The 23,569-nt window shown below is 57.2% G+C and carries 19 protein-coding genes and 1 pseudogene; 12 read left to right on the plus strand and 8 right to left on the minus strand.

The window, feature by feature from the left end; all coding sequences use genetic code 11:
* Positions 1 to 42 precede the first annotated feature (42 nt).
* On the minus strand, positions 43 to 1,611 hold the full coding sequence (locus BFP93_RS03380) for a hypothetical protein (RefSeq protein ID WP_141687937.1): 1,569 nt from the start codon (positions 1,609 to 1,611) through the stop codon (positions 43 to 45).
* Positions 1,612 to 2,140: 529 nt separating this feature from the next.
* On the opposite strand from BFP93_RS03380, the pseudogene BFP93_RS03385 reads away from it, so the two are divergent.
* Positions 2,141 to 2,933, plus strand: a pseudogene (locus BFP93_RS03385) (DNA adenine methylase).
* A gap of 95 nt (positions 2,934 to 3,028) precedes the next feature.
* Here BFP93_RS03385 and BFP93_RS27005 read toward each other — a convergent pair.
* From BFP93_RS27005 to BFP93_RS03400, 4 genes are all read right to left on the minus strand, one after another.
* Entirely contained in the window at positions 3,029 to 3,727 is a 699-nt protein-coding gene (locus tag BFP93_RS27005) for a DarT1-associated NADAR antitoxin family protein (RefSeq protein ID WP_083205593.1), read from the minus strand.
* A 1-nt stretch (position 3,728) separates the two neighbouring features.
* Entirely contained in the window at positions 3,729 to 4,349 is a 621-nt protein-coding gene (locus BFP93_RS03390; protein WP_065891936.1) for a DarT ssDNA thymidine ADP-ribosyltransferase family protein, read from the minus strand.
* A 323-nt stretch (positions 4,350 to 4,672) separates the two neighbouring features.
* Complete coding sequence (locus BFP93_RS03395; protein WP_065891937.1) at positions 4,673 to 4,987, minus strand: type II toxin-antitoxin system YafQ family toxin; 315 nt, start codon at positions 4,985 to 4,987, stop codon at positions 4,673 to 4,675.
* Entirely contained in the window at positions 4,953 to 5,243 is a 291-nt protein-coding gene (locus BFP93_RS03400; RefSeq protein ID WP_057723256.1) for a type II toxin-antitoxin system RelB/DinJ family antitoxin, read from the minus strand. Before BFP93_RS03400 ends, BFP93_RS03395 begins: the two co-directional genes overlap by 35 nt.
* Before the next feature lie 366 nt (positions 5,244 to 5,609).
* On the opposite strand from BFP93_RS03400, the gene BFP93_RS03405 reads away from it, so the two are divergent.
* The 3 genes from BFP93_RS03405 (at position 5,610) to BFP93_RS03415 (ending at position 9,239) form a co-directional block, all read left to right on the plus strand.
* On the plus strand, positions 5,610 to 7,511 hold the full coding sequence (locus BFP93_RS03405) for a potassium transporter Kup (protein WP_065886039.1): 1,902 nt from the start codon (positions 5,610 to 5,612) through the stop codon (positions 7,509 to 7,511).
* A gap of 151 nt (positions 7,512 to 7,662) precedes the next feature.
* Positions 7,663 to 8,769 (plus strand): NADH:flavin oxidoreductase/NADH oxidase, encoded by a 1,107-nt coding sequence (locus tag BFP93_RS03410; RefSeq protein WP_065891938.1) that lies wholly within the window; start codon positions 7,663 to 7,665, stop codon positions 8,767 to 8,769.
* A 284-nt stretch (positions 8,770 to 9,053) separates the two neighbouring features.
* The gene (locus tag BFP93_RS03415; RefSeq protein WP_065886041.1) at positions 9,054 to 9,239 is read left to right on the plus strand and encodes a hypothetical protein; all 186 of its coding nucleotides are present in this window, start codon (positions 9,054 to 9,056) and stop codon (positions 9,237 to 9,239) included.
* Positions 9,240 to 9,294: 55 nt separating this feature from the next.
* Here BFP93_RS03415 and BFP93_RS03420 read toward each other — a convergent pair whose 3' ends face one another.
* Positions 9,295 to 10,920 (minus strand): glucan biosynthesis protein D, encoded by a 1,626-nt coding sequence (locus BFP93_RS03420; protein WP_065891939.1) that lies wholly within the window; start codon positions 10,918 to 10,920, stop codon positions 9,295 to 9,297.
* 303 nt (positions 10,921 to 11,223) lie between these two features.
* Here BFP93_RS03420 and BFP93_RS03425 point away from each other — a divergent pair, with 303 nt between their 5' ends.
* The 8 genes from BFP93_RS03425 (at position 11,224) to BFP93_RS03460 (ending at position 20,517) form a co-directional block, all read left to right on the plus strand.
* Complete coding sequence (locus tag BFP93_RS03425) at positions 11,224 to 11,934, plus strand: tellurite resistance TerB family protein (protein WP_065891940.1); 711 nt, start codon at positions 11,224 to 11,226, stop codon at positions 11,932 to 11,934.
* A gap of 164 nt (positions 11,935 to 12,098) precedes the next feature.
* On the plus strand, positions 12,099 to 13,721 hold the full coding sequence (locus BFP93_RS03430) for a methyl-accepting chemotaxis protein (protein WP_065891941.1): 1,623 nt from the start codon (positions 12,099 to 12,101) through the stop codon (positions 13,719 to 13,721).
* Positions 13,721 to 14,233: a chemotaxis protein CheW gene (locus BFP93_RS03435; protein ID WP_065886045.1), complete on the plus strand. Its 513-nt coding sequence runs from the start codon at positions 13,721 to 13,723 to the stop codon at positions 14,231 to 14,233. The genes BFP93_RS03430 and BFP93_RS03435 overlap by 1 nt, the downstream gene beginning before the upstream one ends.
* Positions 14,230 to 15,489, plus strand: coding sequence for a CheR family methyltransferase (locus tag BFP93_RS03440; RefSeq protein WP_065891942.1), 1,260 nt, complete (start codon positions 14,230 to 14,232; stop codon positions 15,487 to 15,489). Before BFP93_RS03435 ends, BFP93_RS03440 begins: the two co-directional genes overlap by 4 nt.
* A complete protein-coding gene (locus BFP93_RS03445; protein WP_065891943.1) occupies positions 15,486 to 16,187 on the plus strand; it encodes a chemotaxis protein CheW in 702 nt (233 codons plus the stop codon). The genes BFP93_RS03440 and BFP93_RS03445 overlap by 4 nt, the downstream gene beginning before the upstream one ends.
* A complete protein-coding gene (locus BFP93_RS03450) occupies positions 16,184 to 18,457 on the plus strand; it encodes a hybrid sensor histidine kinase/response regulator (RefSeq protein ID WP_065891944.1) in 2,274 nt (757 codons plus the stop codon). Before BFP93_RS03445 ends, BFP93_RS03450 begins: the two co-directional genes overlap by 4 nt.
* Positions 18,454 to 19,464: a chemotaxis response regulator protein-glutamate methylesterase gene (locus BFP93_RS03455; protein ID WP_065891945.1), complete on the plus strand. Its 1,011-nt coding sequence runs from the start codon at positions 18,454 to 18,456 to the stop codon at positions 19,462 to 19,464. The genes BFP93_RS03450 and BFP93_RS03455 overlap by 4 nt, the downstream gene beginning before the upstream one ends.
* A gap of 51 nt (positions 19,465 to 19,515) precedes the next feature.
* Entirely contained in the window at positions 19,516 to 20,517 is a 1,002-nt protein-coding gene (locus BFP93_RS03460) for a response regulator (protein WP_065891946.1), read from the plus strand.
* 146 nt (positions 20,518 to 20,663) lie between these two features.
* Here BFP93_RS03460 and BFP93_RS03465 read toward each other — a convergent pair whose 3' ends face one another.
* Together BFP93_RS03465 and BFP93_RS03470 are read right to left on the minus strand one after the other, a co-directional pair.
* A complete protein-coding gene (locus BFP93_RS03465; protein ID WP_065891947.1) occupies positions 20,664 to 20,918 on the minus strand; it encodes a bacteriocin immunity protein in 255 nt (84 codons plus the stop codon).
* Position 20,919: 1 nt separating this feature from the next.
* Positions 20,920 to 23,187 (minus strand): S-type pyocin domain-containing protein, encoded by a 2,268-nt coding sequence (locus tag BFP93_RS03470; protein ID WP_065891948.1) that lies wholly within the window; start codon positions 23,185 to 23,187, stop codon positions 20,920 to 20,922.
* Between the last annotated feature and the right edge of the window lie 382 nt (positions 23,188 to 23,569).

Genomic DNA, 23,569 nt, shown 5'->3' on the forward strand with positions numbered 1-23,569 from the left:
TGTCTGGGTATTTTTTTCAGGTGCGAGCTATTCTGTCACAGCTTAATTTTTTATTTTCGGGGATATAAAGTTCTCCGAAAGATCTACCACGGCTATATCGCTTTTATACTCAGTCGCGATTCTCCGAACCTCAAGGGGAACTTCCGACGATTTCGAATCTAGAGAGTTGAAGAAGGTTTTGTATAGGAGCTTTCGTCGTCTTGCATGCAATACATAAGCACCATCAATTGTATTGTTTAGGTCCCCGCTCAAAACATATAGCGCTACGAATTGAATCCCGCCATAGCTGATCGATACAGGAAAAATACATTCGGCATCTAAGATCTTTTTGTTTTCAATGTCTACACAAAAGTTCACTGTCATGTCAATTTTTGTGTCTGGCAAATACAGAAATTTTGAAAGGCTGATGATTTGCTCTGCAATGCTTTCAATTTCCATAGGGGTTGCAAGTATTCGATCATATACGTCAAAAAACTGCTGTATGCGAAGAGTTGATTCAAGTACATAAATCGCATAGGCAAACTCGCCTTCAAAGCCTTCACCACCGAGACTGCCCTTGAATGCTATACCATTAATTCCAAGTTCCATAATGACGGACTTTGGATCGCTCATTAACTGCATGAATCTATAAGATTTGAGGAGATCTTTAATGTCTGCTGGGCTGTTATCGCCATCGTGAAACCAAATTTTAAATGAATTTTTGTGCGGGTATACGTCAATGCTAAACCTGTCACCTTTCAATCGTATAGTGCGATTTTCTGGAGGCGCCCAGTTACCAAAACCTGCACGATAAACTTTAACACTGTATACGATACAGTTACCTGATTTTCGATTTCGAAAAGTGGCTATTCCTTCATTGTCATGTTCTACACTGGTTACAGATATAACAGCTGTATCGCTTTTTAATTCTGGCAGTTCTTCAGTGATGCCAAATCTGGTTAGAAAAGACTTGACGTTAGTTATAGGTAAGCTCGCTGAGGTGCCGAGGGTCATCTCAACCAATTGCTGAATATCTTTTTTGTTTATATCAAATTTAACTTTGAAGTGCCCGGTTTCGTAACCGATGCGTCTGAGCATGTTTTGCTTATTGATTACGTAGGATGCTTGTGAGGTTCCAATGGAGTTGGCTATGGCAGACATTAGGCCCTCTCCATTAAGGGGCGAGATCTTCATTGCGTTAGTGAATTTTAATTTCATTGTTGAGTGGTTTAGCCTAAATCCTGCTGGTTTAACTGTTTCCTCTCGTATTCTTTTGAGAACTTTCTCGCAATGGGTTTCATCTATGTGAAGTAAATAACCATTAACCGGGTCTGAAGTACTGTCGAACTCCAAGAGCAGATAAAACGCCGGAAGTGAACTTGTGACCATTGCGCGAAGATTACTCAACTCAATTGGCTGAGTGCGGGTGATTCCATCAGTTGCTTTTACTTGAATCTTACATTCAATGCCAGATTCATGTAGACCTCTTGCGGTTTTCACGTCATGAATGCTAGTGGTTTCAAATAGCAAGTCCCAGCCATAGCGATCTAAACCAGGTTTAGTAGCTGTGATCCCTGACAGCGCACACCACTTTTGTACGGCCAACTCGCCCGCGGTCCCTAGATCCCTCATGTACACCTCCAGATGAGCCTTGGCCCTTTCACTATGGATTGCAGCATACAAACTCTAGTATGAGAAAGAAAATTACGATGAGAAATCACTTATCCCCCTCCCGCCGACGGGCTTTGCGTCCTTTTTTGTGCAAAACGGTGGTGTAGTGTAACCAACCCTGCAGCCCACGCAGGCCGGGCGCCTTGTAGGGGGACTGGCCTTTTCACTCATTGCAAAGATTTGCAGTGGAATGCCAAACATCTGCACCGTCAGCCTGAGAGCCCCCCAATTGCTATAAGTCCGAAGTCCCCGGCCTGCGGGGACTGCAATTAGAAAAACGTAGAAAATCGGGTATTTTTATTTTTGTGTTTGATCCAGAAACGGCGGGAGAAAGTTATCTGTCTGTGTAGCCGTAAACCGGCGCAGCCCTTATAAAAGGTGGCTTACAGAGTGGGATTGGTTCAAAGATTCTTTGCACTAATTGAACCTGTGGAGACCGCGATAAAGTATGATGACTACTGTTTATATATACAGTAAGGATCTGGCTAAAATGTCTGTACCAATCGTTCCATATGGGCGGAAAACGCCGCTTGGCCGACCGACTTATCCCGCTTTTCCCTCCACATGAATGTTAAGTCGAAGTATTTGCCGGCGGGGCAGCGCTCTACTTCATGCGCCCGCAGGCTGCACCGGTTGAAGTCCTCAACGACATAAATGTTGACCTGGTGACGTTGTACCGAGTTGTGCAGAACCACCTGGAAGAGTTCGTGCGCCAGTTCAAGTGAGCAATCAGTTCGAGGCAGGTGTTTGAATGGCAAAAGATGACCCGTCCCGAGACCCTCACTGACATCCAGCGCGCCGCCCGTTTCTTTTACCTGCAACATCACGCCTTTGCGGGCAAGGTCTCCGGTCAGTCGTTCGGCACCGCCACCACCGCGCCAGCTATCAATCTGCTGCGGATCGAGGAGAACCTATCTGCCGCCTGGCAACGCCTCTCTGGCACCTACGTGGAGAACCTGTCTTGGTTGGAGTGTGTCGAGCGCTATGACCGTGCCCACACCTTCCACTACATGGACCTGCCTTACTGGCAAACCGCAGGTTACGGGCTGGACTTCGCAGTTGAGAACTACGAGCGCATGGCCGACTTCATGCGGCGCTGCAAGGGCAAGGTCATGGTTAGCATCAACGATCACCCCGATATTCGCCGGGGTTTTGAGGGCTTTCATTTTGAGATTGTAGACATCCGGTACAGCACTGCTAACCAGCGGCAGGGAACTGCTGAGTTGAGCGGGGAGCTTGTGATAATGAACTGGGAGCCGAATGATTTGGGGGGATTGTTCTAAATAAATCAGTGAGTTTTCAGACCTGTCCGTCGATGTGCAGGTCTGACCAAATAGAGCCTTCTTATTTACGGTTTTCCACGTTCGAACGTATGTGGTCAATCATCTATTAACAGTTGTTGCATAGGGCGGGTGGAGTGCGGTTGTTTATAAGAGTCATTCCGAATTACAGAAATGAAGCGTTGCTGTGAGGTTAACGCATCGTCGAGTGCATCCATTTTTAAAAGAGAAACCAGTAAGGCGCAAGTTCTTGCTTGGCAATTTATGGAACGTTCGGGGTTGAATTCAATGTCGGAGAACCCTTGATATATATATAGTCTTCGAAGAAATTCTTTGTGAGGCCTAAGGGCCGTTAAATATAGCCAATCATAAAACGCTGTTTTAGGTTCTAAGGGCCATCGTTGACCGAAAAAATTAAATCCTATCAGTTGCCCTGAGTTTTTAAGCCGTTCATCTTTTTTTGCTGATCTACTGTCAAAGCTATAAATATCAGTATATGGCCCCCCCCCAGAGAACACTTTGCTACCTTGAAAGGCAGACTCTATTGTCATCTCACCCTGGGCGGTTTTTATCTTAAGGTTGAATGCGCTTAACCTTTGGCCAAGTAGATCTTCGGATTTTGTAGATACTTCCAGCACGGGAAACAAACCATTGGACCTTGCCGCATCGTGAAGAGCTATCACATTTTTTTTCTTCTGGGACGCTGAAAAGCCTGGGCTCCACGGGAAGCTGAGCAGTATCTCACTAACTAAGTGGTCAGGTTGAGCTAGTGCTAGAAATATGGGCCGGCTTGCCATTTTATAAACCTTTAATTTTATCAATCCCAATCATGGTTTTGATTAGGACTTCACTTTTTGCAGCTGAGTTTTTTCGCTCTTTATTGCCTGGTACGTCAAATGGGAAGTATGTAAATAACCCATCTAAATCAATTGATTTTTTTGCAGTATCGTTTTCGAGTATTGCGACGTTCGCTTTATTTGCGACGTCATTTGTATATCTTGTGTTTGCGTCAATAACTGAGAGGTTAATCTCTAACCAGACATGGTTGGCTATTCTTTCTTCATTTTTTGCGAAATGTAGCATAGGGTGATCTTTTTTAAACGAAAGGTGAACGTAGTCGTCAACGTGAGCCCTTACGTCCGCCTTATGGCTCCAGTCGTTACCACCGGGAGCTACGGGGGAAAGATTCCTTCTGGCTAGCTCTTTTAAAGACAACAATCCGTGCTCTCTAATAGATTTCAAATTCCTTTCGTCGGTGAAATGCCAAAGGCACGTTACGTTGTGTTTTTTCAATGCTTCTTGCATAGCTTGGTCGTCCTTGCTCGTTGGAATGCTACATCTCGATTCGAACGTAGCGGGAGCCAACAACTGTGTCAAGCGCTCACCTTCGTAGGTATGGCTGACAGAAATGTCGCTCATGTATTTTTCATTTGAGGTGGGCGGGAAATGGGACTTACCCATAAACGAATGGGAGGAAAGCTCGTTGAGCGCACGCTGTATACTGTGAGTATCTTAGGGGCAACCCAGGGAAACAAAGCCAACCTTGGGGTTGGCTTTTGCGATGGTGGTGGACATGTCTAACCTCGGTATCGAATGACGCCGCCACCGTGAAGGGCAGGCAGCGGACGGGCGCTTGGTGCGCCTCTGATCAAAAAGTGCGCAATTCTAGCGGCGGGCAGCGCACTTGACCAGCTTTATACGGGGAAATGCGACGAGCGCTGTGCTCTTCAATACCCCAATGCCTAAGCAAATAATTCAGCGTGGCTCCCCAAGTCTACAAAGGTGATCAGGTCAGCCCGTGAATGTTCGTAAATCAGCAGGAAATCACCACCAATATGGCATTCTCTGAACCCGTCCCAGTTTCCGGTAAGCGCATGGTCTCGATACTCGGCGGGTAGTTGTTCGCCCAAAAAAAGCGAAACCATCACTACCCTGACCTCATTCATGTCTCGACGCCCGGCGCGTTTATAGCGCTCCCAGGATTTTTTAAACTCAGGTGTCTGTGCGCATTGCTTGGGTATGTCAGCGCGTTTTTGCTTCTTCCCCTGCTTCGCCATCGGCGTCCCTTAGCATGTCATCGATCGAGTCGAACTGGCGACGGATAGCATGCGCTTGCTTCATGGCGCGAGCGGTTTTCTCCGAAGGGATGCGTACCTCGAAAGGCAGCCCTTGCGTCGTCACTACCTGACGGAGGAAAAGACGCATGGCGTCACTGAGGCTAAGCCCACAGGCATTGAGCACAGCAGTGGCACGCTCCTTCAAATCCTCGTCTATGCGACAACGCACATCAGTGGTTTTCAGTAATGCAGACATATCGTGACTCCCTATCAAAAATGTAGCTACGTTGTGGCTACGTCTTGAGTATGGATCAACCCGTCAAAACCGAGCAAACGCTTTTTGCTCCAAGCGTGACGCCCGGCCCCCCATACGTCGGAATCACGGTGCCTTTAACACGCGAAAACGTAGCGTTGGTACTCAGTGACGTCAATGCAGGCAAAAAGACGCCTGTTTTAATGCAGAGAAATGCGACCAGCGCTGCGCTATGCTTCGCGCCGTTGCGCGTAGGTAAAATCCGAAGGTCAACAAAACGTCTGTTACGAGAAGTAAAACAGCGCATGCTACGGTCAGTTTGAGCACGTTGTTTATAAGCGACCTCAGGTCAAAGGGCAGGAGTGGTTGATGGGTCAGGCAAGTAGTCAGGCAGCGGGTGCCGAGCATTCGAACGCCAAGCCGATTGGCATGCTGGTAGCAGCGGTCGGGGTGGTGTATGGCGATATCGGGACCAGCCCGCTCTACACCCTTAAAGAGGTGTTCAATGGCGGTTATGGGGTGCAGGTCAACCATGACGGGGTGTTGGGGATCCTGGCACTGATCTTCTGGTCGCTGATCTGGGTCGTGTCGATCAAATACATGCTGTTCGTGCTGCGTGCCGACAACCAGGGCGAAGGCGGCATCATGGCGCTGACCGCTCTGGCACGTCGTGCGGCCGGGGAGCGCAGGAAATTGCGCAGTTTCCTGGTGGTGTGCGGCTTGTGTGGCGCGGCGCTGTTCTACGGCGACAGCATGATCACCCCGGCGATTTCGGTGTTGTCGGCCGTGGAGGGCCTTGAGTTGGCGTTCGACGGCCTGGAACGATGGGTCGTGCCCATCGCGCTGGTGGTCCTGGTGGCGCTGTTCCTGATCCAGAAACACGGCACTGACCGCATCGGCAAGCTGTTCGGGCCGGTGATGGTGACCTGGTTCCTGGTGCTGGGCGGCCTTGGCGTGTATGGCATCACCCTGCACCCTGAAGTGCTCAGCGCCATGAACCCGATGTGGGCCGTGCGCTTCTTCGAGGCTCACCCCGGCATCGGCGTGGCCATCCTCGGCGCGGTGGTGCTGGCACTGACCGGCGCCGAAGCGTTGTATGCCGACATGGGCCACTTCGGCCGCAAACCCATCGCCCGTGCCTGGTTCATTTTGGTGCTGCCGGCGCTGGTGCTCAACTATTTCGGCCAGGGCGCCATGTTGCTGGGCGATCCGGAAGCGGCGCGCAACCCGTTCTACCTGCTGGCGCCGAGCTGGGCGCTGATTCCGCTGGTGGTGCTGTCGACCCTGGCCACCGTGATTGCCTCCCAGGCGGTGATTTCCGGTGCGTTCTCCCTGACGCGCCAAGCCATCCAGCTGGGTTATATCCCGCGCATGCACATTCAACATACCTCCAGCGCCGAACAGGGCCAGATCTATATTGGCGCGGTGAACTGGTCGCTGATGGTGGGCGTGATCCTGCTGGTGCTGGGTTTTGAATCCTCCGGTGCGCTGGCGTCCGCCTATGGCGTGGCGGTGACGGGCACCATGCTGATGACCACGATCCTGGTGTCTGCGGTGATGCTGCTGCTGTGGAAATGGCCGCCGGTGCTGGCGGTGCCGGTGTTGCTCTGCTGTCTGTTGGTGGACGGGCTGTACTTTGCCGCCAACGTGCCGAAGATCATCCAGGGCGGCGCCTTTCCGGTGTTGGCGGGGATCGTGCTGTTCGTGCTGATGACCACCTGGAAGCGCGGCAAGCAATTGCTCGTCGAGCGCCTCGACGAGGGCGGCCTGCCGCTGCCGATATTTATCGGCAGTATCCGCGTGCAGCCGCCCCATCGGGTGCAGGGCACGGCGGTCTTCCTCACAGCCCGGCCCGATGCCGTGCCCCATGCGCTGCTGCACAACTTGCTGCATAACCAGGTGCTGCACGAGCAGGTGGTGCTGCTGACGGTGGTCTACGAAGACATCCCGCGTGTGCCTGCGGCGCGGCGTTTTGAAGTGGACGCCTATGGCGAAGGGTTCTTCCGGGTGATCCTGCACTTTGGTTTTACCGATGAGCCGGACGTGCCCGAGGCGCTGAAACTGTGCCATCTGGACGAACTGGATTTCAGCCCGATGCGCACCACCTACTTCCTCAGCCGCGAAACCGTGATCGCCTCGCGTATCAAAGGCATGGCGCGCTGGCGCGAAGCGTTGTTCGCGTTCATGTTGAAGAATGCCAACGGCAACCTGCGCTTCTTCAAACTCCCGGTCAATCGGGTGATCGAGCTGGGCACCCAGGTCGAGATGTAAGGCGCTGCAGCACGGGGGCCGGCAATCGGCTCCCGGTTTACCTCTGAACTCTTTGCCTCTGAACCCAGTGCGATTGTTCGTTGTCGACTAGGCTCTAAGCACCATGAAAGAGAGCCTTGGAGCTTGCCCACAGAACCCGAAGAGGTGCGCCATGAGTCAGCTGCTCGAACCCTATACCCTGCGTCAACTCACCCTGCTGAACCGCATCGCGGTATCACCGATGTGCCAATACTCAAGCGATGATGGCCTGGCCAACGACTGGCACCTGGTGCATCTGGGCAGCCGTGCCGTGGGCGGCGCCGGGCTGATCTTCACCGAAGCCACCGCCGTGACCGCCGATGGCCGCATCACCGCCCAGGACCTGGGGTTGTGGAAAGACGAACAGATCGAACCGTTGCAACGCATTACACGCTTTATTGCGGCGCAAGGCGCGGTGGCCGGTATTCAACTGGCGCACGCCGGGCGCAAGGCCAGCACTTATCGGCCGTGGATCGGCAAGCATGGCAGCGTCAAGCCAGAGCACGGTGGGTGGGTTCCGGTAGGCCCGTCGCCTATCGCATTCGACCCTCAGCACACGCAACCCAAGCCGCTGGATGAAGCACAGATCCGCCAAGTGATCGCCGATTTTGTCGCCGCCGCCAAGCGTGCCCTGGCCGCCGGTTTCGAAGTGGTGGAGATCCATGCCGCCCACGGTTACCTGCTGCATCAGTTTCTGTCGCCCATCAGTAACCAGCGTCAGGACCAGTACGGCGGCTCCTTCGAAAACCGCATCCGCCTGGTCCTGGAGGTGACCCGCGCGGTGCGCGAAGTCTGGCCCCAGAACCTGCCGCTGTTTGTGCGCGTGTCAGCCACCGACTGGGTGGAAGACGGCTGGAACCCCGATGAAACCGTGGAACTGGCGCGCCGCCTGAAGGACCTGGGCGTGGACTTGATCGACGTGTCCTCCGGCGGCACCGCCGCCAACGCCGAAATCCCTACCGGCCCCGGTTACCAGACGCGCTTTGCCGAGCGGGTACGCAAAGAGTCGGGCATCGCCACCGGCACGGTCGGCATGATCACCGAACCGGCCCAGGCCGAACACATCCTGCGCACCTGCCAGGCCGACATTATCTTCCTGGCCCGCGAATTGTTGCGCGACCCGTACTGGCCGCTGCATGCCGACGATGACCTGGGCGGGCGCAAGGCGATCTGGCCGGCGCAATATCAACGGGCGACGCACCGCGACCAGCCGATTCATGAATCGGATCTCAGGGATTGACCCTTAGAGTATGCCCACACAACCCACCCTGACACGGTGGGTTTTTTTTGCTCGTGGTGATGACGCAGATCGATCTGAGTGGTCGGTGAAGGCGTGAGAAAGGGTTGTAGGTATTTATTACCGACGCAATTATTTAAGTGAATACTCTAAAAAAATCCCACACGTAACCAGATTGTTTCTACGCTTAAGGTAAGCCTGATTTTCGGCCCAGGAAGTCAGTCCGCTTCACGTCACGCGGATAATGGGCAGCAGGAGTATTGGATCGATATCAGGAGAAGCAGTCCATGGCCAAGTCCTATGGTGTAGCGGGTGTGATGGCGTCTTTTCTGATCCGCAGGATGTCCTTGCGTGGCCGCAGGTTGAGTTCGGATGAAGTCGAACTGCTGGCGCATTATCGCACCCTGACCGAGAGCGATCAGGTTGCGATGCGGTATTTGATTGGGGCGATGAAAACCGTGTCGCGGTTTTGAAGGGTGGGCGGACACCGTGTGGGAGCGCATTGCTCCCACAGCGTGGGCCGCCGTCTCAGGTGTATTTACGCTTCGCCGGCTCAGGCGGGAAATACTGATACAGCCAAGTCTCACTCAGGGTACGGTCCTGGGTGCGGATAAACAGACGCAGCTCTACCGGCTCCACGCTGTCACTGGTGGGGTACCAGTCGAACAGAATGCGATAGCCCTTGATGTTGTCGAGCACCAGCACGCTGAAGTCTTTCACCTCGCCGTGCGAGCAGGTGACCACCGGTTCGATGCCCGTGCCGGCTGGCAAACGATCCAGACCGCCGCCCTTGAAGTCCACCGCAAAGCGACGTGCCCACACCTCGGGGTAATGCTCGCCTGGGGCCCAGCCTTCGGTAAATCCGCCCATGCCCGAACGGGTCGCGTCGACCTGGGCCAGCGGCGTGCTCACCGGCGGCAGGGCGCTCCAGTAGAGCTTGTAGCCGTAGTTAAGCGAATCGCCCGCCATCACCGGCTTTTTCGGGGTCCAGAAGGCCACGATATTATCCAGGGTCTCGCCGGTGGTGGGGATCTCCAGCAAGTCGATCGAGCCTTCGCCCCAGGCGGTGGTGGGTTCTACCCAGAGGCTGGGGCGCTTGCTGTACCAGTCCACGGTGTCCTGATAGCTGGCGAACTCGTGGTCGGTCTGCACCAGGCCGAAGCCTTTCGGGTTGGTGTCGGCGAAGGCGTTGAACTGCAGCTTGGCCGGGTTGTTCAGCGGACGGCAAATCCACTCACCGTTGCCGCGCCACATGGCCAGGCGGTCCGAGTCGTGGATTTGCGGGTGGATGGTGTCGCACATCCGGCGTTCGTGGGTTCCGCAACTGAACATGCTGGTCATGGCCGCAATGCCCAATTGTTCGATGGCGGTGCGCGCATTGATATGGGCATCGATCGCCATCACCACTTGATTGGCCTGGCAGTCGATATCGAAGCGATAGGCGCCGGTGGCGCTGGGGGAATCGAGCAGGGCGTAGACCACGAAGCGGGTGGCGTCCTTGTCCGGGGTTTCGAACCAGAACTGGGTGAAGTCGGGGAATTCCTCGCGTTTTTTCGCGTAGGTGTCGATCGCCAGGCCGCGCGCCGACAGGCCGTACTGGCCGGTGGAGTCGACGGCGCGGAAGTAGCTGGCACCCAGGAACGACAGCACATCATGGCGGTCAAGCTCCGGCGCCTTGAACAGTTTGAACCCGGAGAAGCCCAGGTCGCCGGTCAGCTGTTTGGTGTCAACGGTGGTTTTTTCATAGTTGAACAGCGAAGGGCGGAAATGCACTTCGCGGGCCTCGCGGGTCTTGGGGTCGACACTGTGCATGCGCACCGGCGTCTTGAAGCCCATGCCGACGTGGAAAAACTGCACGTCCAGTTGCCCGTTCAGTTCCTTCCACAGCGAATGGTTGCCGTCGTAGCCAATGGCGTTGAAGTTCTGCGGGGTCATGGTTGCCAGCGTGGGCGGCAGCACCTGCCGGGTGTCTTTGTAGGCGGCGCCGGCGAGCTGTTTGGCCTGGGCCTTGAGCGTGTCGAAATCGAATGCCACGGCCTTGCCGTCGGCGGCACGGTTCCCGGCCCAGGCCTGCGCGGCCAGCAGGCCACTGGCCGACAAACCGGTGTAGGCCGCAATGGCCATGGACGCTTTGAGCAAATTCCTGCGGTGCATAGAGACAACCTGTCGTGAGCGAATCCCGCGCCGTTCCTGGCACGTAACGGATCAGAAATAACGGTTCGGACATGCCTTCGGCCAAACGCAACGGACAATAAACAGACGCCGGATAGCTTAAGCGGTTCGATGGTGAAGGAAAAATCATTGATGGCAGCATGATGGCGCCGCTGTGCAACAAGACATTTCCGACGCCAGGGCAGGGCGTTACATCTGGAAGCACTCTAGATAGACCGTTTTTGGCACTTAGTTTTACGCTGAGGGCCTATTGGTCCTACGAACCCAAGTGTCTGGAGGCTACGAATGAATACCCGTGGATTGCTCGATCAGTTGCTCAAGTCTGGCCAGGATATGTTGCAGAACAAGGCCGGCGGCCAGCGTCAATCAACTGACAAAGGCGCCCTTGGCGGGCTGCTTGGCAGTGGCGGGCTCGGCAGTCTGCTCGGTGGCGCAGGCGGCGGTGCCTTGGCGGCCGGAGCCATGGGCTTGCTGATGGGCAATAAGAAGGCGCGCAAGTTCGGCGGCAAGGCCCTGACCTACGGAGGCCTGGCCGCGTTGGGAGTCATTGCCTACAAAGCCTACGGCAACTGGCAGGCACAACAGGCCAGCGCGCCCCAGGGCGAGCCGCAAACCATTGATCGTCTGCCGCCGGCCCAGGTCGAGCAACACAGCCAGGGCATTCTCAAGGCGCTGGTCGCTGCCGCCAAGGCCGACGGGCATGTGGATGAGCGTGAGCGGGCGTTGATCGAAGGCGAGTTCACCAAGCTCGACAATGACCGCGAACTGCAAGCCTGGCTGCACGCCGAGTTGAACAAACCCCTCGACCCGGCCGATGTCGCCCGCGCCGCCGGTACTCCGGAAATGGCCGCCGAGATGTACATCGCCAGTGTGATGCTGGTGGACGAGGAAAACTTCATGGAGAAGGCCTACCTGGACGAACTGGCGCGCCAGCTGAAGCTGGAGCCGGGCCTGAAGGCGGAGCTGGAGAAACAGGTGCGCCTTAACCTCGAATAAAACCGCCTACCTGTCCACAGGTGGGAGCGGGCCTGCTCCCACCTTCAAACCCGGCTTGGTTCCAAGCGCCAGGGCGCCTGCAGTGTCCCCGCAAACCATTGGTTAATACACGCCATCGCTCAGCTATACTCCCCTCCATTTGAATGGATCTGCGAGGAATTACTGTGAAGAACTGGACCCTGCGCCAACGGATTTTGGCGAGCTTTGCGGTAATTATCGCGATCATGCTGCTGATGGTCGTGCTCTCGTATTCGCGCCTGTTGAAAATCGAAACCAGTGAGAGCTCCGTGCGCGATGACGCTGTGCCTGGCGTGTTTTTCAGCTCGATGATTCGCAGCGCCTGGGTCGACAGCTACCTGCAGACCCAGGAATTGGTGGGCATCCACAAAAACCAGGGCATTTCCGAGGAGGACAAGCAGGACTACAAGTCCTTCGAGGCACGCCTTGAGAAATACATGGCCGACTACGCACAGACGATCAATTTCACCCAGGACCGCAGCGAGTTCGATGCCTTCGAAAAAATGCATCAGAACTACAACCAGATCCTTGCCCAAGTGCTCCAGGCTCAGCAGAGCAACAACGCCGCCGAGGCCGTCAGGTTGTTCAGCGAGCAACTGACGCCTGTCTGGGTAGCGGGCCGCATGAAGCTCAATGACATCATCCAACAGAACAAGCAGGTCGCCGACGAGGCCACCGCCGCTATCGATGACGCGGTCGAGGCCGCGAAGATCAGCATGGGCGTCTCGCTGCTGCTGGCGGTGCTTGCCGCCGCGCTGTGTGGCCTGCTGTTGATGCGCGCAATCATGGCGCCGATGAAGCGCATCGTCGATATCCTCGAAGTCATGCGCACGGGCGACCTGAGCAAGCGCCTGAACCTGGAGCGCAATGACGAATTCAATATGGTCGAAACCGGCTTCAACGACATGATGACCGAGCTGACCGCGCTGGTCTCCCAGGCGCAGCGTTCGTCGGTGCAGGTCACCACCTCGGTGACCGAGATTGCCGCCACCTCCAAGCAGCAACAGGCCACGGCCACCGAAACCGCCGCCACCACCACTGAAATCGGCGCCACATCGCGTGAAATCGCCGCGACCTCCAAGGACCTGGTGCGCACCATGACCGAAGTGTCGACTGCCGCCGACCAGGCTTCGGTCGCCGCCGGTTCCGGTCAACAGGGCCTGGCACGCATGGAAGAAACCATGCATTCGGTCATGGGCGCCGCCGACCTCGTCAACGCCAAGCTGGCGATCCTCAATGAAAAGGCCGGCAACATCAATCAGGTGGTAGTGACCATCGTCAAAGTGGCTGACCAGACCAACCTGCTGTCCCTCAACGCTGCCATTGAAGCCGAGAAAGCCGGTGAGTACGGGCGCGGTTTTGCCGTGGTCGCTACCGAAGTACGCCGCCTGGCCGACCAGACCGCCGTCGCGACGTACGACATCGAGCAGATGGTGCGCGAGATCCAGTCGGCGGTGTCGGCGGGCGTGATGGGCATGGACAAGTTCTCCGAGGAAGTGCGCCGCGGCATGTTCGAGGTGCAGCAAGTGGGCGAGCAACTGTCGCAAATCATCCACCAGGTGCAGGCCCTCGCGCCGCGGGTGTTGATGGTCAATGAAGGCATGCAGGCCCAGGCCACCGGCGCCGAGCAGATCAACCACGCGCTGGTGCAGTTGGGGGATGCCAGCAGCCAGACCGTCGAGTCCCTGCGCCAGGCCAGCTTTGCCATCGATGAACTGAGCCAGGTCGCGGTGGGTCTGCGCAGCGGCGTGTCGCGTTTCAAAGTCTGATGAGCGACTTCGCGGCTAAACGCGGCGCCGTTACGGCAGCGAAAAAGGCGTTGTTCCTGGTGTTCCACATCGGCACTGAGCGCTTTGCCCTCAAGGCCACGGAAGTGGTCGAGGTACTGCCGCGCCTGCCGCTCAAACCCATCGCCCAGGCACCTGTGTGGGTGGCGGGCATCTTTGCCCATCGCGGCGCGCTGGTGCCGGTGATCGACCTGAGCGCGCTGACCTTCGGTACCGTGGCCCAGGCCCGTACGAGTACGCGGCTGGTGCTGGTCAATTATCAGCCACAAGCCGGGAGCCAGGCGCGGTGGCTGGGCCTGATTCTGGAGCAGGCCACCGACACCCTGCGTTGCGACCCCGCCGAGTTCCAGCCCTATGGCCTGGATAACCGCCAGGCGCCCTACCTGGGGCCGGTGCGCGAAGATGCGCTGGGCTTGATGCAATGGATCGGCGTGGCCGAGTTGTTGAGCGATGACGTGCGTGCGTTGCTGTTTTCCAGCGAGTTGAGCCTATGAGCAGTGATCCGCGCTTCTCGGCCTTCCTCAAGGAACGTATCGGCCTGGACGTCGCGTCGGTGGGCGAGGCGATCATCGAGCGCGCGGTGCGCCAGCGGTGCCAGTTGTCCCAGGCGGACACAGCGGACGCGTACTGGCAGCTCCTGCAAAGCTCCCACGATGAGCAGCAGGCGCTGATCGAAGCGGTGATCGTTCCCGAAACCTGGTTTTTCCGCTACCCCGAGTCCTTTGCGACCCTGGCCCGCCTGGCCCATGCACGCCTGGCCGAGATCAAGCAGATGCGCGCTTTGCGCATTCTCAGCCTGCCGTGTTCCACCGGCGAAGAGCCCTATTCGATTGCCATGGCCCTGCTCGACGCCGGCCTGGCGCCGCACCAATTCAAAGTACAAGGGCTGGACGTCAGCCCGCTGTCCGTGGAGCGTGCCCGCCGCGGTGTGTACGGCAAGAACTCCTTTCGCGGCGCCGACCTTGAATTTCGCGACCGGCATTTCACTGAAGACGGCGGCGCCTACCGCATCGCCGACCGGGTGCGCGAGCAAGTACGCCTGCAAGTCGGCAACCTGCTCGACCCGGCGCTGTTGGCCAATGAGTCCAGTTATGATTTTGTGTTCTGTCGCAACCTGCTGATCTATTTCGATCAGCCCACCCAGAAGCAAGTCTTCGATGTGCTCAAGGAACTGACCCACGTGGACGGCGTGTTGTTTATCGGCCCAGCCGAAGGCAGCCTGCTGGGACGCCATGGCATGCGTTCGATTGGCGTGCCGCAATCCTTTGCGTTCAGCCGGCACGCGGAGTCGGTCGCGCCAGCCCCGGTGTTTGCACCGATACCGGCACCCACGCCGCCGCGCAGTGCGGCGCCTGTTGCGCTCAAGCCGCGCCCGTTCAGTACGGTTGGCGCCCAGGCGGCGCCGGTCAAGGCAGCGCATACGGAGGCCGGCGAGCTGCTCAACCAGATCGCCACCTTGGCCAATGAGGGCAAGAGTGCCGAGGCCCGCGCTGCGTGCGAACGCTATCTGGGCAGCCATCCGCCGGTGGCCCAGGTGTTCTACTGGCTGGGCTTGCTCAGCGATGTAGCCGGCAATGCCCCGCAAGCCCAAGGGTATTACCGTAAAGCCTTATACCTGGAGCCGCAGCATCCGCAGGCCTTGATGCACCTGGCCGCGTTGCTCGAGTCCCAGGGCGACAGTGCGGGGGCGCGTCGTTTGCAGGCGCGCGCCGCGCGTAGCGAGCGAGCTGACAGTGAGTCCAAACGATGAGTAGCCCTGACGCGCTGGATACCGCTGGCCTGGACCTGACCCTGGCCGACACCCAAGCCATCGACGACTGCTGGAACCGCATCGGCATCCATGGCGACAAATCCTGCCCCTTGCTGGTGGAGCACATCCATTGCCGTAACTGCTCGGTGTATTCGGCCGCGGCCACGCGCCTGCTCGACCGCTATGCGCTGGCGCAGGACGAGCGTCCCGCGCAAGCCGCCGGCGAGCTCGACAACCAGGTGGTCACCCGCTCCTTGCTGATGTTCCGCCTCGGCGAGGAGTGGCTGGGCATCGCGACCCGTTGCCTGGTGGAGGTCGCGCCCCTGCAACCGATCCACTCCTTGCCGCACCAGCGCTCCCGGGCTTTGCTGGGCGTGGCCAACGTACGCGGCGCATTGGTGGCCTGCCTGTCGCTGGTGGAACTGCTCGGCCTGGACAGCGCCAATACCGGCGCCACCGGCGGGCGCATCATGCCGCGCATGCTGATCATTGCGGCGCAGGATGGCCCGGTGGTCGTGCCGGTGGACGAAGTGGATGGCATCCATGCCATCGATGAGCGCACCTTGAGCGCCGCGTCGGCCTCCGGTACCCAGGCCAGCGCGCGTTTCACCCAGGGCGTATTGCAGTGGAAAGGCCGCAGCCTGCGTTGGCTGGACGAGGCTCAATTGTTGTCCGCCGTGACCCGGAGCCTCGCATGACCCCCGACCAGATGCGCGATGCCTCGCTGTTGGAACTGTTCAGCCTGGAAGCCGATGCCCAGACCCAGGTGCTCAGTGCAGGCCTGCTGGCCCTGGAACGCAACCCGACCCAGGCCGACCAGCTTGAGGCCTGCATGCGCGCCGCGCACTCGCTCAAGGGCGCGGCTCGGATTGTCGGGGTGGATGCCGGCGTCAGCGTGGCCCATGTCATGGAAGACTGCCTGGTCAGCGCCCAGGAAGCGCGCTTGTACCTGCAGCCCGAGCATATCGACGCGTTGCTGCAGGGTACGGATTTGCTGATGCGCATCGCCACCCCGGGCAATAACGTAGGGGCGGCGGATATCCAGGCCTATGTGGCGCTGATGGAGCGCTTGCTGGACCCGTCGCAACCCAGCGCCATGGTCGCGCCGAAACCCGAACCGGCTCCCATGCCGGTGATCGAAGCGCCGGCGCCCGAACCTGAGCCGGCGCCCGCCGTCATCAGCGAGCCGCCGCGCCACGGCAAACGCATGACCGAAGGCGGTGAGCGCGTGCTGCGGGTCACGGCCGAACGCTTGAACAGCCTGTTGGACCTGTCCAGCAAGTCATTGGTGGAAACCCAGCGACTCAAGCCCTACCTGGCCAGCCTGCAGCGCCTCAAGCGCCTGCAAAGCAACAGCCTGCGCGCCTTGGATACCCTGGACGGCCACCTCAAGGTCATCGACCTGAATCTTGAAGCCCAGGAAGCCCTGGCCGATACCCGCCGCTTGTTGAGTGAGGCCCAGGCGCTGCTGGCGCAGAAGAACGCCGAGCTGGATGAGTATGGTTGGCAGGCCGGCCAGCGCGCCCAGGTGCTTTACGACACCGCGTTGGCCTGTCGCATGCGCCCGTTTGCCGACGTGCTGGCCGGGCAGGTGCGCATGGTGCGTGACCTCGGCCGCAGCCTGGGCAAGCAAGTGCGCCTGGAGATCGAGGGCGAAAAGACCCAGGTCGACCGCGATGTGCTGGAAAAGCTCGAGGCGCCACTCACGCATTTATTACGCAATGCCGTCGATCATGGCATTGAAATGCCCGAGCAGCGGCTGCTGGCGGGCAAGCCGGCGGAAGGCTTGATTCGCCTGCGCGCGTCCCATCAAGCCGGCTTGCTGGTGCTGGAGTTGAGCGATGACGGTAACGGCGTCGACCTTGAGCGCCTGCGCGGCACCATTGTCGACCGGCACCTGTCCCCCGTGGAGACCGCGTTGCGCCTGAGCGAGGAAGAACTGCTCACGTTCCTGTTCCTGCCGGGGTTCAGCCTGCGCGACAAGGTGACCGAAGTGTCCGGTCGCGGCGTCGGCCTGGATGCGGTGCAGCATATGGTGCGTCAACTGCGCGGCGCCGTGGTGCTGGAGCAGACGGCGGGGCAGGGCAGTCGCTTTCACCTGGAGGTGCCGTTGACCTTGTCGGTGGTGCGCAGCCTGGTGGTGGAGGTCGGTGAAGAGGCCTACGCCTTCCCGCTGGCGCACATCGAACGCATGTGCGACCTGGCGCCCGAGGACATTGTGCAACTGGAAGGTCGCCAGCATTTCTGGCACGAGGGCCGGCATGTCGGCCTGGTCGCCGCCAGTCAGCTGTTGCAGCGTCCACCGGGGCAAACCCCTGGCGATACCTTGAAAGTGGTGGTGATACGCGAGCGCGATGCCGTGTATGGGATCGCCGTCGAGCGCTTTATCGGTGAGCGCACCCTGGTGGTATTGCCGCTGGATGATCGCCTGGGCAAGGTCCAGGATATTTCCGCCGGCGCCTTGCTTGACGATGGCTCGGTGGTCCTGATCGTCGACGTGGAGGACATGCTGCGTTCGGTGGACAAGTTGCTCAACACCGGCCGCCTGGAACGCATCGCCCGGCGCACCCAGCAGGCTACCGAGGCACCGCGCAAGCGGGTGCTGGTGGTGGACGACTCGCTGACCGTGCGTGAGCTGCAACGCAAGTTATTACTCAATCGCGGTTATGAAGTGGCCGTTGCGGTCGATGGCATGGATGGCTGGAACGCATTGCGTTCCGAGGATTTCGACCTGCTTATCACTGATATTGATATGCCTCGCATGGACGGTATTGAATTGGTCACACTCTTGCGCCGTGACAGTCGCCTGCAATCGTTGCCGGTGATGGTGGTTTCCTACAAGGATCGGGAAGAAGACCGACGCCGAGGCCTCGACGCCGGCGCCGACTATTACCTGGCCAAAGCCAGCTTCCACGACGATGCCTTGCTCGACGCCGTGGTTGAGCTGATCGGGGGCGCCCGGGCATGAGGATTGCGATCGTCAATGACATGCCCCTGGCCGTCGAGGCGTTGCGGCGCGCCTTGAACCTGGAACCCGCGCACGAGGTGGTATGGGTGGCCAGTAATGGCCTGGAAGCGGTACAGCGCTGTGCCGAACGGCTGCCGGACCTGATCCTGATGGACTTGATCATGCCGGTAATGGACGGCGTGGAGGCCACGCGGCAGATCATGGCCGAGACGCCCTGCGCGATTCTGCTGGTGACCGTCGACCGCCAGGCCAATATGAGCCGGGTGTTCGAAGCCATGGGCCACGGCGCCCTGGATGTGGTGGACACCCCGGCACTCGGCGTGGGCAACCCCAGGGATGCGGCAGCGCCGTTGTTGCGCAAGATCCTCAATATCGGCTGGCTGATCGGCCAGCGCGGTAGCCGTGTGCGCGCCGAAACCGCGCCCGAGCGCAGCACCGGCAAACGCCAGAGCCTGGTGGCGATCGGTTCTTCAGCGGGCGGTCCGGCTGCCCTGGAAGTCCTGCTCAAGGGATTGCCCCGCAACTTTCCCGCCGCCATCGTGCTGGTCCAGCATGTGGACCAGGTGTTCGCCGCCGGCATGGCCGAGTGGTTGAGCAGTGCGTCCGGCCTGCCGGTGCGCCTGGCGCGAGAGGGTGAGCCACCGCAGAGCGGCGTGGTCTTGCTGGCCGGTACCAACCACCATATTCGCTTGTTGAAAAATGGCACGCTAGCCTATACCGCAGAGCCGGTGAACGAGATTTACCGGCCGTCCATCGACGTGTTTTTCGAAAGTGTCGCCAGCTATTGGATCGGTGACGCCGTCGGCGTACTGCTGACCGGCATGGGGCGCGACGGCGCCCAGGGCCTCAAGTTGATGCGCGAACAAGGATATTTGACCATCGCCCAGGACCAGTCGAGTTCGGCGGTGTATGGGATGCCCAAAGCAGCGGCGGCGATTGACGCCGCTGTTGAAATTCGCCCACTGGAAAAAATTGCGCCGCGATTGCAGGAGGTCTTTGCAACATGATCGACAATCTCCCGCCGTGCTGGTTTGCAGGCGTAATTCAGGTGACCGCACATGAATGATCTACAACTTGACGACTTCAAGACCGACGAAAACGCCGCCATGGTGCTGCTGGTCGACGACCAGGCCATGATCGGCGAAGCTGTGCGGCGCGGCTTGGCCCATGAAGAAAACATCGATTTCCACTTTTGCGCCGACCCGCACCAGGCGATCGCGCAGGCAATTCGCATCAAGCCGACCGTGATCCTGCAGGACCTGGTCATGCCCGGCCTCGACGGCTTGACCCTGGTGCGCGAGTACCGCAATCACCCGGCCACGGCGAATATCCCGATCATCGTGCTTTCCACCAAGGAAGACCCGCTGATCAAGAGCGCAGCGTTTGCGGCCGGGGCCAACGATTACCTGGTCAAGCTGCCGGACAATATCGAACTGGTGGCGCGCATTCGCTATCACTCGCGCTCCTACATGACCCTGTTGCAGCGCGACGCGGCTTACCGTGCGCTGCGGGTCAGCCAGCAACAGTTGCTGGACACCAACCTGGTGCTGCAACGGCTGATGAACTCCGATGGACTGACCGGGCTGTCCAATCGCCGTCACTTCGACGAATACCTGGAACTGGAATGGCGCCGAGCCATGCGCGACCAGACCCAACTCTCCTTGCTGATGATCGATGTGGACTTCTTCAAGACCTACAACGACAGTTTTGGCCACGTCGAGGGTGACGAGGCCTTGCGCAAAGTCGCCAATACCATCCGCGAAGCCAGCAGCCGTCCCTCGGACCTGCCGGCACGCTATGGCGGCGAAGAGTTCGCGCTGGTGCTGCCCAACACCTCGCCGGGCGGTGCGCGGCTGGTGGCGGAAAAACTGCGCATGGCGGTGGCCGCCCTGAAAATCCCGCATATCGCGCCGGCGGAAGGTTCGAGCCTGACCATCAGCATTGGCCTGTCGACGTTGACACCCGTACAGGGCACCGATTGCCGGCAGTTGATCATGGCGGCGGACAAGGGACTGTATATGGCCAAGCATAATGGGCGTAATCAAGTCGGCATCGAGTGAGTTCAGACTGTAACCCATTAAATGTGGGAGGGGCTTCCCTCCCACATTGTGAGCTTGGTATTCATCCAAATTAAGTGCACATGAACGTGGTTGGACGAAGAAGCCCGCCATCTATGTAGAGTCGATGGCAGGAGGTAGCAGAGAGATTATTCTATTTTAAATCCAGGCTTGCCATTAGCCACACGCCACTGTTTAACTTCTTCTACAATGCCCGCCGGGCTGTCTTCTCTGTCAGCTCTTGGATAGTAGACGAGATCTGATCCGTCAGGATGTTCTGTAAGGCGCGTGAACTCTAATAGCATTTCGTCATCTTCTTCCTCAGTACGAGCACTCGCGTCACAAAGGGAAATTACGAATTCTAAAAATTCGGTTTCTGTGTACTCGGAAATTGAAGTTTTCATCCTAATCACCTTTGCCATGAATTTGTTTGTGGAGTTTTGGAGTGACTATGTAGATGTTGTCTATGTCGAAAACTTCTCCGCCTTTGGAGGTGAATATCTTATGGTGGAGCTCGAATTTACCAGATTTTCCTGCATGCTCAAGTTTGCTCGTATATGGGGCTTTGCCGTTAAGTATTCTTAGTAGGTTTTGACGGTTGAACTGATTCGCCAGTTCCGAGTCGTTCGCAATCGATTTCCAGAAGGCTTCGCGAAACGCTCTGAAATTTTTAAATTCCTGGCCTCTTAAGTTATCGGCAATTTGCGATGGTATAGGGGCACCTTCACCTTGTGAGGCCGCTCCTAGCCAAGAACCCGTTACAGCTTGCCCGCCACCTGTCACAATTCCGGGATCTTCCCGCCGATCCCTGAACATTATGTAGAGCGGAGGTAGTCCTGAATCTATAGGGAAGACTGTTATGAAGTCATCAAAGCTCGCCTCACTGACTCCTGGAAACGAATCAATTCTGCCTTCAACCGGAGTGACCGTAGCACCAATATAAATGGACGGCTCAGACTGATTAGCGGGCAGTGTTGTTGAGCTATTCCCAGGGACGACGACAGGTGTCCAGATCAAGAATTTTGGTGGAGCGTCACCCGTAGTAACGGTGTACACCTTCTGCGCTGGATCATAGGTCGCAGCAACCACCTTGACCTTGGAAGGCACGCTTGTACCGTCGGCGTTGACCACGAATACTTGTGAGCGCCCATCCGCAGCCGTCTTCGAGCTCATGCGAACCGGAAGGTCAATTGTGCCGTTGACTGCCGAGGTTATCGTTGACTCGTTAAGGTCTGCTACGAAGGTTGAGACCGGTGTGCCAAGCGCATAACGCTCTGGAAGCTCTCCATTCGCGAGTTTTGGGGAATAGATCAGAGCTGAAACACCTACCATTAAGCCACTGGAGGTACTGGCAACCAACTCCGTCAATGCGGCCACGGCTGCACGAATGGCGGCTTGCAGCGTGACAGTAATCCCTTCCGCTGTAGCGATAGTCCCAACTGAGGTCATGACTACCGCTTGAGTCGCAGAAGCGGGGCCCGACAGGCGATAGGTATTGGCTACTCGTACCGCTTCAATACGCGCCTGCGCCGTTGCTACCTGCTGCGCACGTTCTGCGAGGTCACTGATTGCATTGGAGGCATTGGCCAGATACCTCGCGGACTCTGACTTGAGCACAAAATCATGATGACTGAGCCATTTCACGCCAAGCGTGGTGTTCTGCTGCAGATAAATAAGTTGTTTCAGCCCTTCAAGCTCAGGTTTGCTCAATGGCGGTGTAACCAGTGGGTTGGCTGCGGCGTAGTAAATGATCAACCCGTTCTGGTTTATGGCTAACGGTGGATCAATAGGTTTGATCGCAGCCATCGTTTCTTCGATCATTTTGTCCAGCGTGGTTTTGTAAAGCATGAGGGTTTGGTCGGGTGTCAATCCAACGACCGAACCGGCAAGAGAAGCGAGTTCCACCTGCAGGTATTCCGGCAGCAACTGCACGTGAATGTCCAATTCATCTGCAATGGTCTTCAGATACTCAATGTGTAAATTCGTCCAGGCGGGATCATGTTCGGCTAAGTGGGTCTCCAGCGCTTGCCTGGTCTTTGCCAGCCCTGAAAGTTTTTTAGTCAGAATATCTATGGAGAGCGAGAGAGCCTTGAGTTCCTGTGCGGCCCTCCATACGTTGTCGTAAAGTGCGTACGCGCCGCCCAGATTTGTTATCGGGTCAGAAGAGGCAAGTGTTTCACGTAGCTTTGTATAGGTTAGGTTTTCCATCAGGTAAAAAGGGCTTTGATCATAGAGCCCATAAATGAGTGGTGCAGTACGTGTGTATTTGGTTTTTTTTGCGTCGATTATTTCAAATGTGATTTTTTGATCGATAATGGCTGAGGCACTTTCTGTGAGTGGCTGTGAAAGTTTCGCTGCTTGCTGTTTTTCTGCGAGTTCGCGTTCAGTTTCAGCGGCGAGCGTCGCAAACCGTGCACTGTACTCTGCGTCAATCAAGGATTGGTTGTACTTTTGCTCTCCAATGAAATCGGCGGTGGTGCTAGGGAAGTCAAAATGCTTGAAGCGGCTACGGTCTCCTTCGCCTCGACGTGGCCCCTCTTGAAGGCCCCACCCATCTCCACTTCCTACGTAGCCTCCACCTTCACCACCCCAATAAGTATTTCGTCTCCCGGCGGTAATTATTGTCGGTTTGAGTTGTAACGGTTGTCCTGGCTGCCACCCTTGTTGTGCCATGGGGTCTCTCCGTCCGTATGTAAGCGTGATCGGGTTCGAAAGTTTGTTCGTCCTGAAGAAAAATCTCAGTTGCTTTGATCAAACTTATTTGAGAGGGGCGGAATTAAAAACTGATGGCGTTTTGGTTTGACTTGATGTCTGTAGGAGGCTTTGTAAGACGGTTCTGAAACTGGTGTGTTTGTATTCCTGTATGTTTGCAGTTCAAGTCTTAGGATAATTTTGAAAGAAACCTAATTGTTTGTTTTTGTTGAAGTGGGCTGGTTTGTGGTCTTCCAAGCAGTCCCTAATTTTGATTTTCAGAATATTTGTATAAACAGATGAACGGTCAGTTTTGGCTAGTAGTTTTGGCTAGTAGTAGTGCTGGTTTTCTAACGCGGGGTAT

This window comes from Pseudomonas sp. 44 R 15, assembly GCF_900004965.1.
Classification (GTDB): domain Bacteria; phylum Pseudomonadota; class Gammaproteobacteria; order Pseudomonadales; family Pseudomonadaceae; genus Aquipseudomonas; species Aquipseudomonas orientalis_A.

Excerpts from the sequence above, each read along its gene's own strand:
- BFP93_RS03380 (WP_141687937.1), bottom strand. The coding sequence starts at position 1,611 with ATGAGGGATCTAGGGACCGCGGGCGAGTTGGCCGTACAAAAGTGGTGT.
- BFP93_RS27005 (WP_083205593.1), bottom strand. The coding sequence starts at position 3,727 with ATGGCAAGCCGGCCCATATTTCTAGCACTAGCTCAACCTGACCACTTA.
- BFP93_RS03390 (WP_065891936.1), bottom strand. The coding sequence starts at position 4,349 with ATGAGCGACATTTCTGTCAGCCATACCTACGAAGGTGAGCGCTTGACA.
- BFP93_RS03395 (WP_065891937.1), bottom strand. The coding sequence starts at position 4,987 with ATGGCGAAGCAGGGGAAGAAGCAAAAACGCGCTGACATACCCAAGCAA.
- BFP93_RS03400 (WP_057723256.1), bottom strand. The coding sequence starts at position 5,243 with ATGTCTGCATTACTGAAAACCACTGATGTGCGTTGTCGCATAGACGAG.
- BFP93_RS03405 (WP_065886039.1), top strand. The coding sequence starts at position 5,610 with ATGGGTCAGGCAAGTAGTCAGGCAGCGGGTGCCGAGCATTCGAACGCC.
- BFP93_RS03410 (WP_065891938.1), top strand. The coding sequence starts at position 7,663 with ATGAGTCAGCTGCTCGAACCCTATACCCTGCGTCAACTCACCCTGCTG.
- BFP93_RS03415 (WP_065886041.1), top strand. The coding sequence starts at position 9,054 with ATGGCCAAGTCCTATGGTGTAGCGGGTGTGATGGCGTCTTTTCTGATC.
- BFP93_RS03420 (WP_065891939.1), bottom strand. The coding sequence starts at position 10,920 with ATGCACCGCAGGAATTTGCTCAAAGCGTCCATGGCCATTGCGGCCTAC.
- BFP93_RS03425 (WP_065891940.1), top strand. The coding sequence starts at position 11,224 with ATGAATACCCGTGGATTGCTCGATCAGTTGCTCAAGTCTGGCCAGGAT.
- BFP93_RS03435 (WP_065886045.1), top strand. The coding sequence starts at position 13,721 with ATGAGCGACTTCGCGGCTAAACGCGGCGCCGTTACGGCAGCGAAAAAG.
- BFP93_RS03440 (WP_065891942.1), top strand. The coding sequence starts at position 14,230 with ATGAGCAGTGATCCGCGCTTCTCGGCCTTCCTCAAGGAACGTATCGGC.
- BFP93_RS03445 (WP_065891943.1), top strand. The coding sequence starts at position 15,486 with ATGAGTAGCCCTGACGCGCTGGATACCGCTGGCCTGGACCTGACCCTG.
- BFP93_RS03450 (WP_065891944.1), top strand. The coding sequence starts at position 16,184 with ATGACCCCCGACCAGATGCGCGATGCCTCGCTGTTGGAACTGTTCAGC.
- BFP93_RS03455 (WP_065891945.1), top strand. The coding sequence starts at position 18,454 with ATGAGGATTGCGATCGTCAATGACATGCCCCTGGCCGTCGAGGCGTTG.
- BFP93_RS03460 (WP_065891946.1), top strand. The coding sequence starts at position 19,516 with ATGAATGATCTACAACTTGACGACTTCAAGACCGACGAAAACGCCGCC.
- BFP93_RS03465 (WP_065891947.1), bottom strand. The coding sequence starts at position 20,918 with ATGAAAACTTCAATTTCCGAGTACACAGAAACCGAATTTTTAGAATTC.
- BFP93_RS03470 (WP_065891948.1), bottom strand. The coding sequence starts at position 23,187 with ATGGCACAACAAGGGTGGCAGCCAGGACAACCGTTACAACTCAAACCG.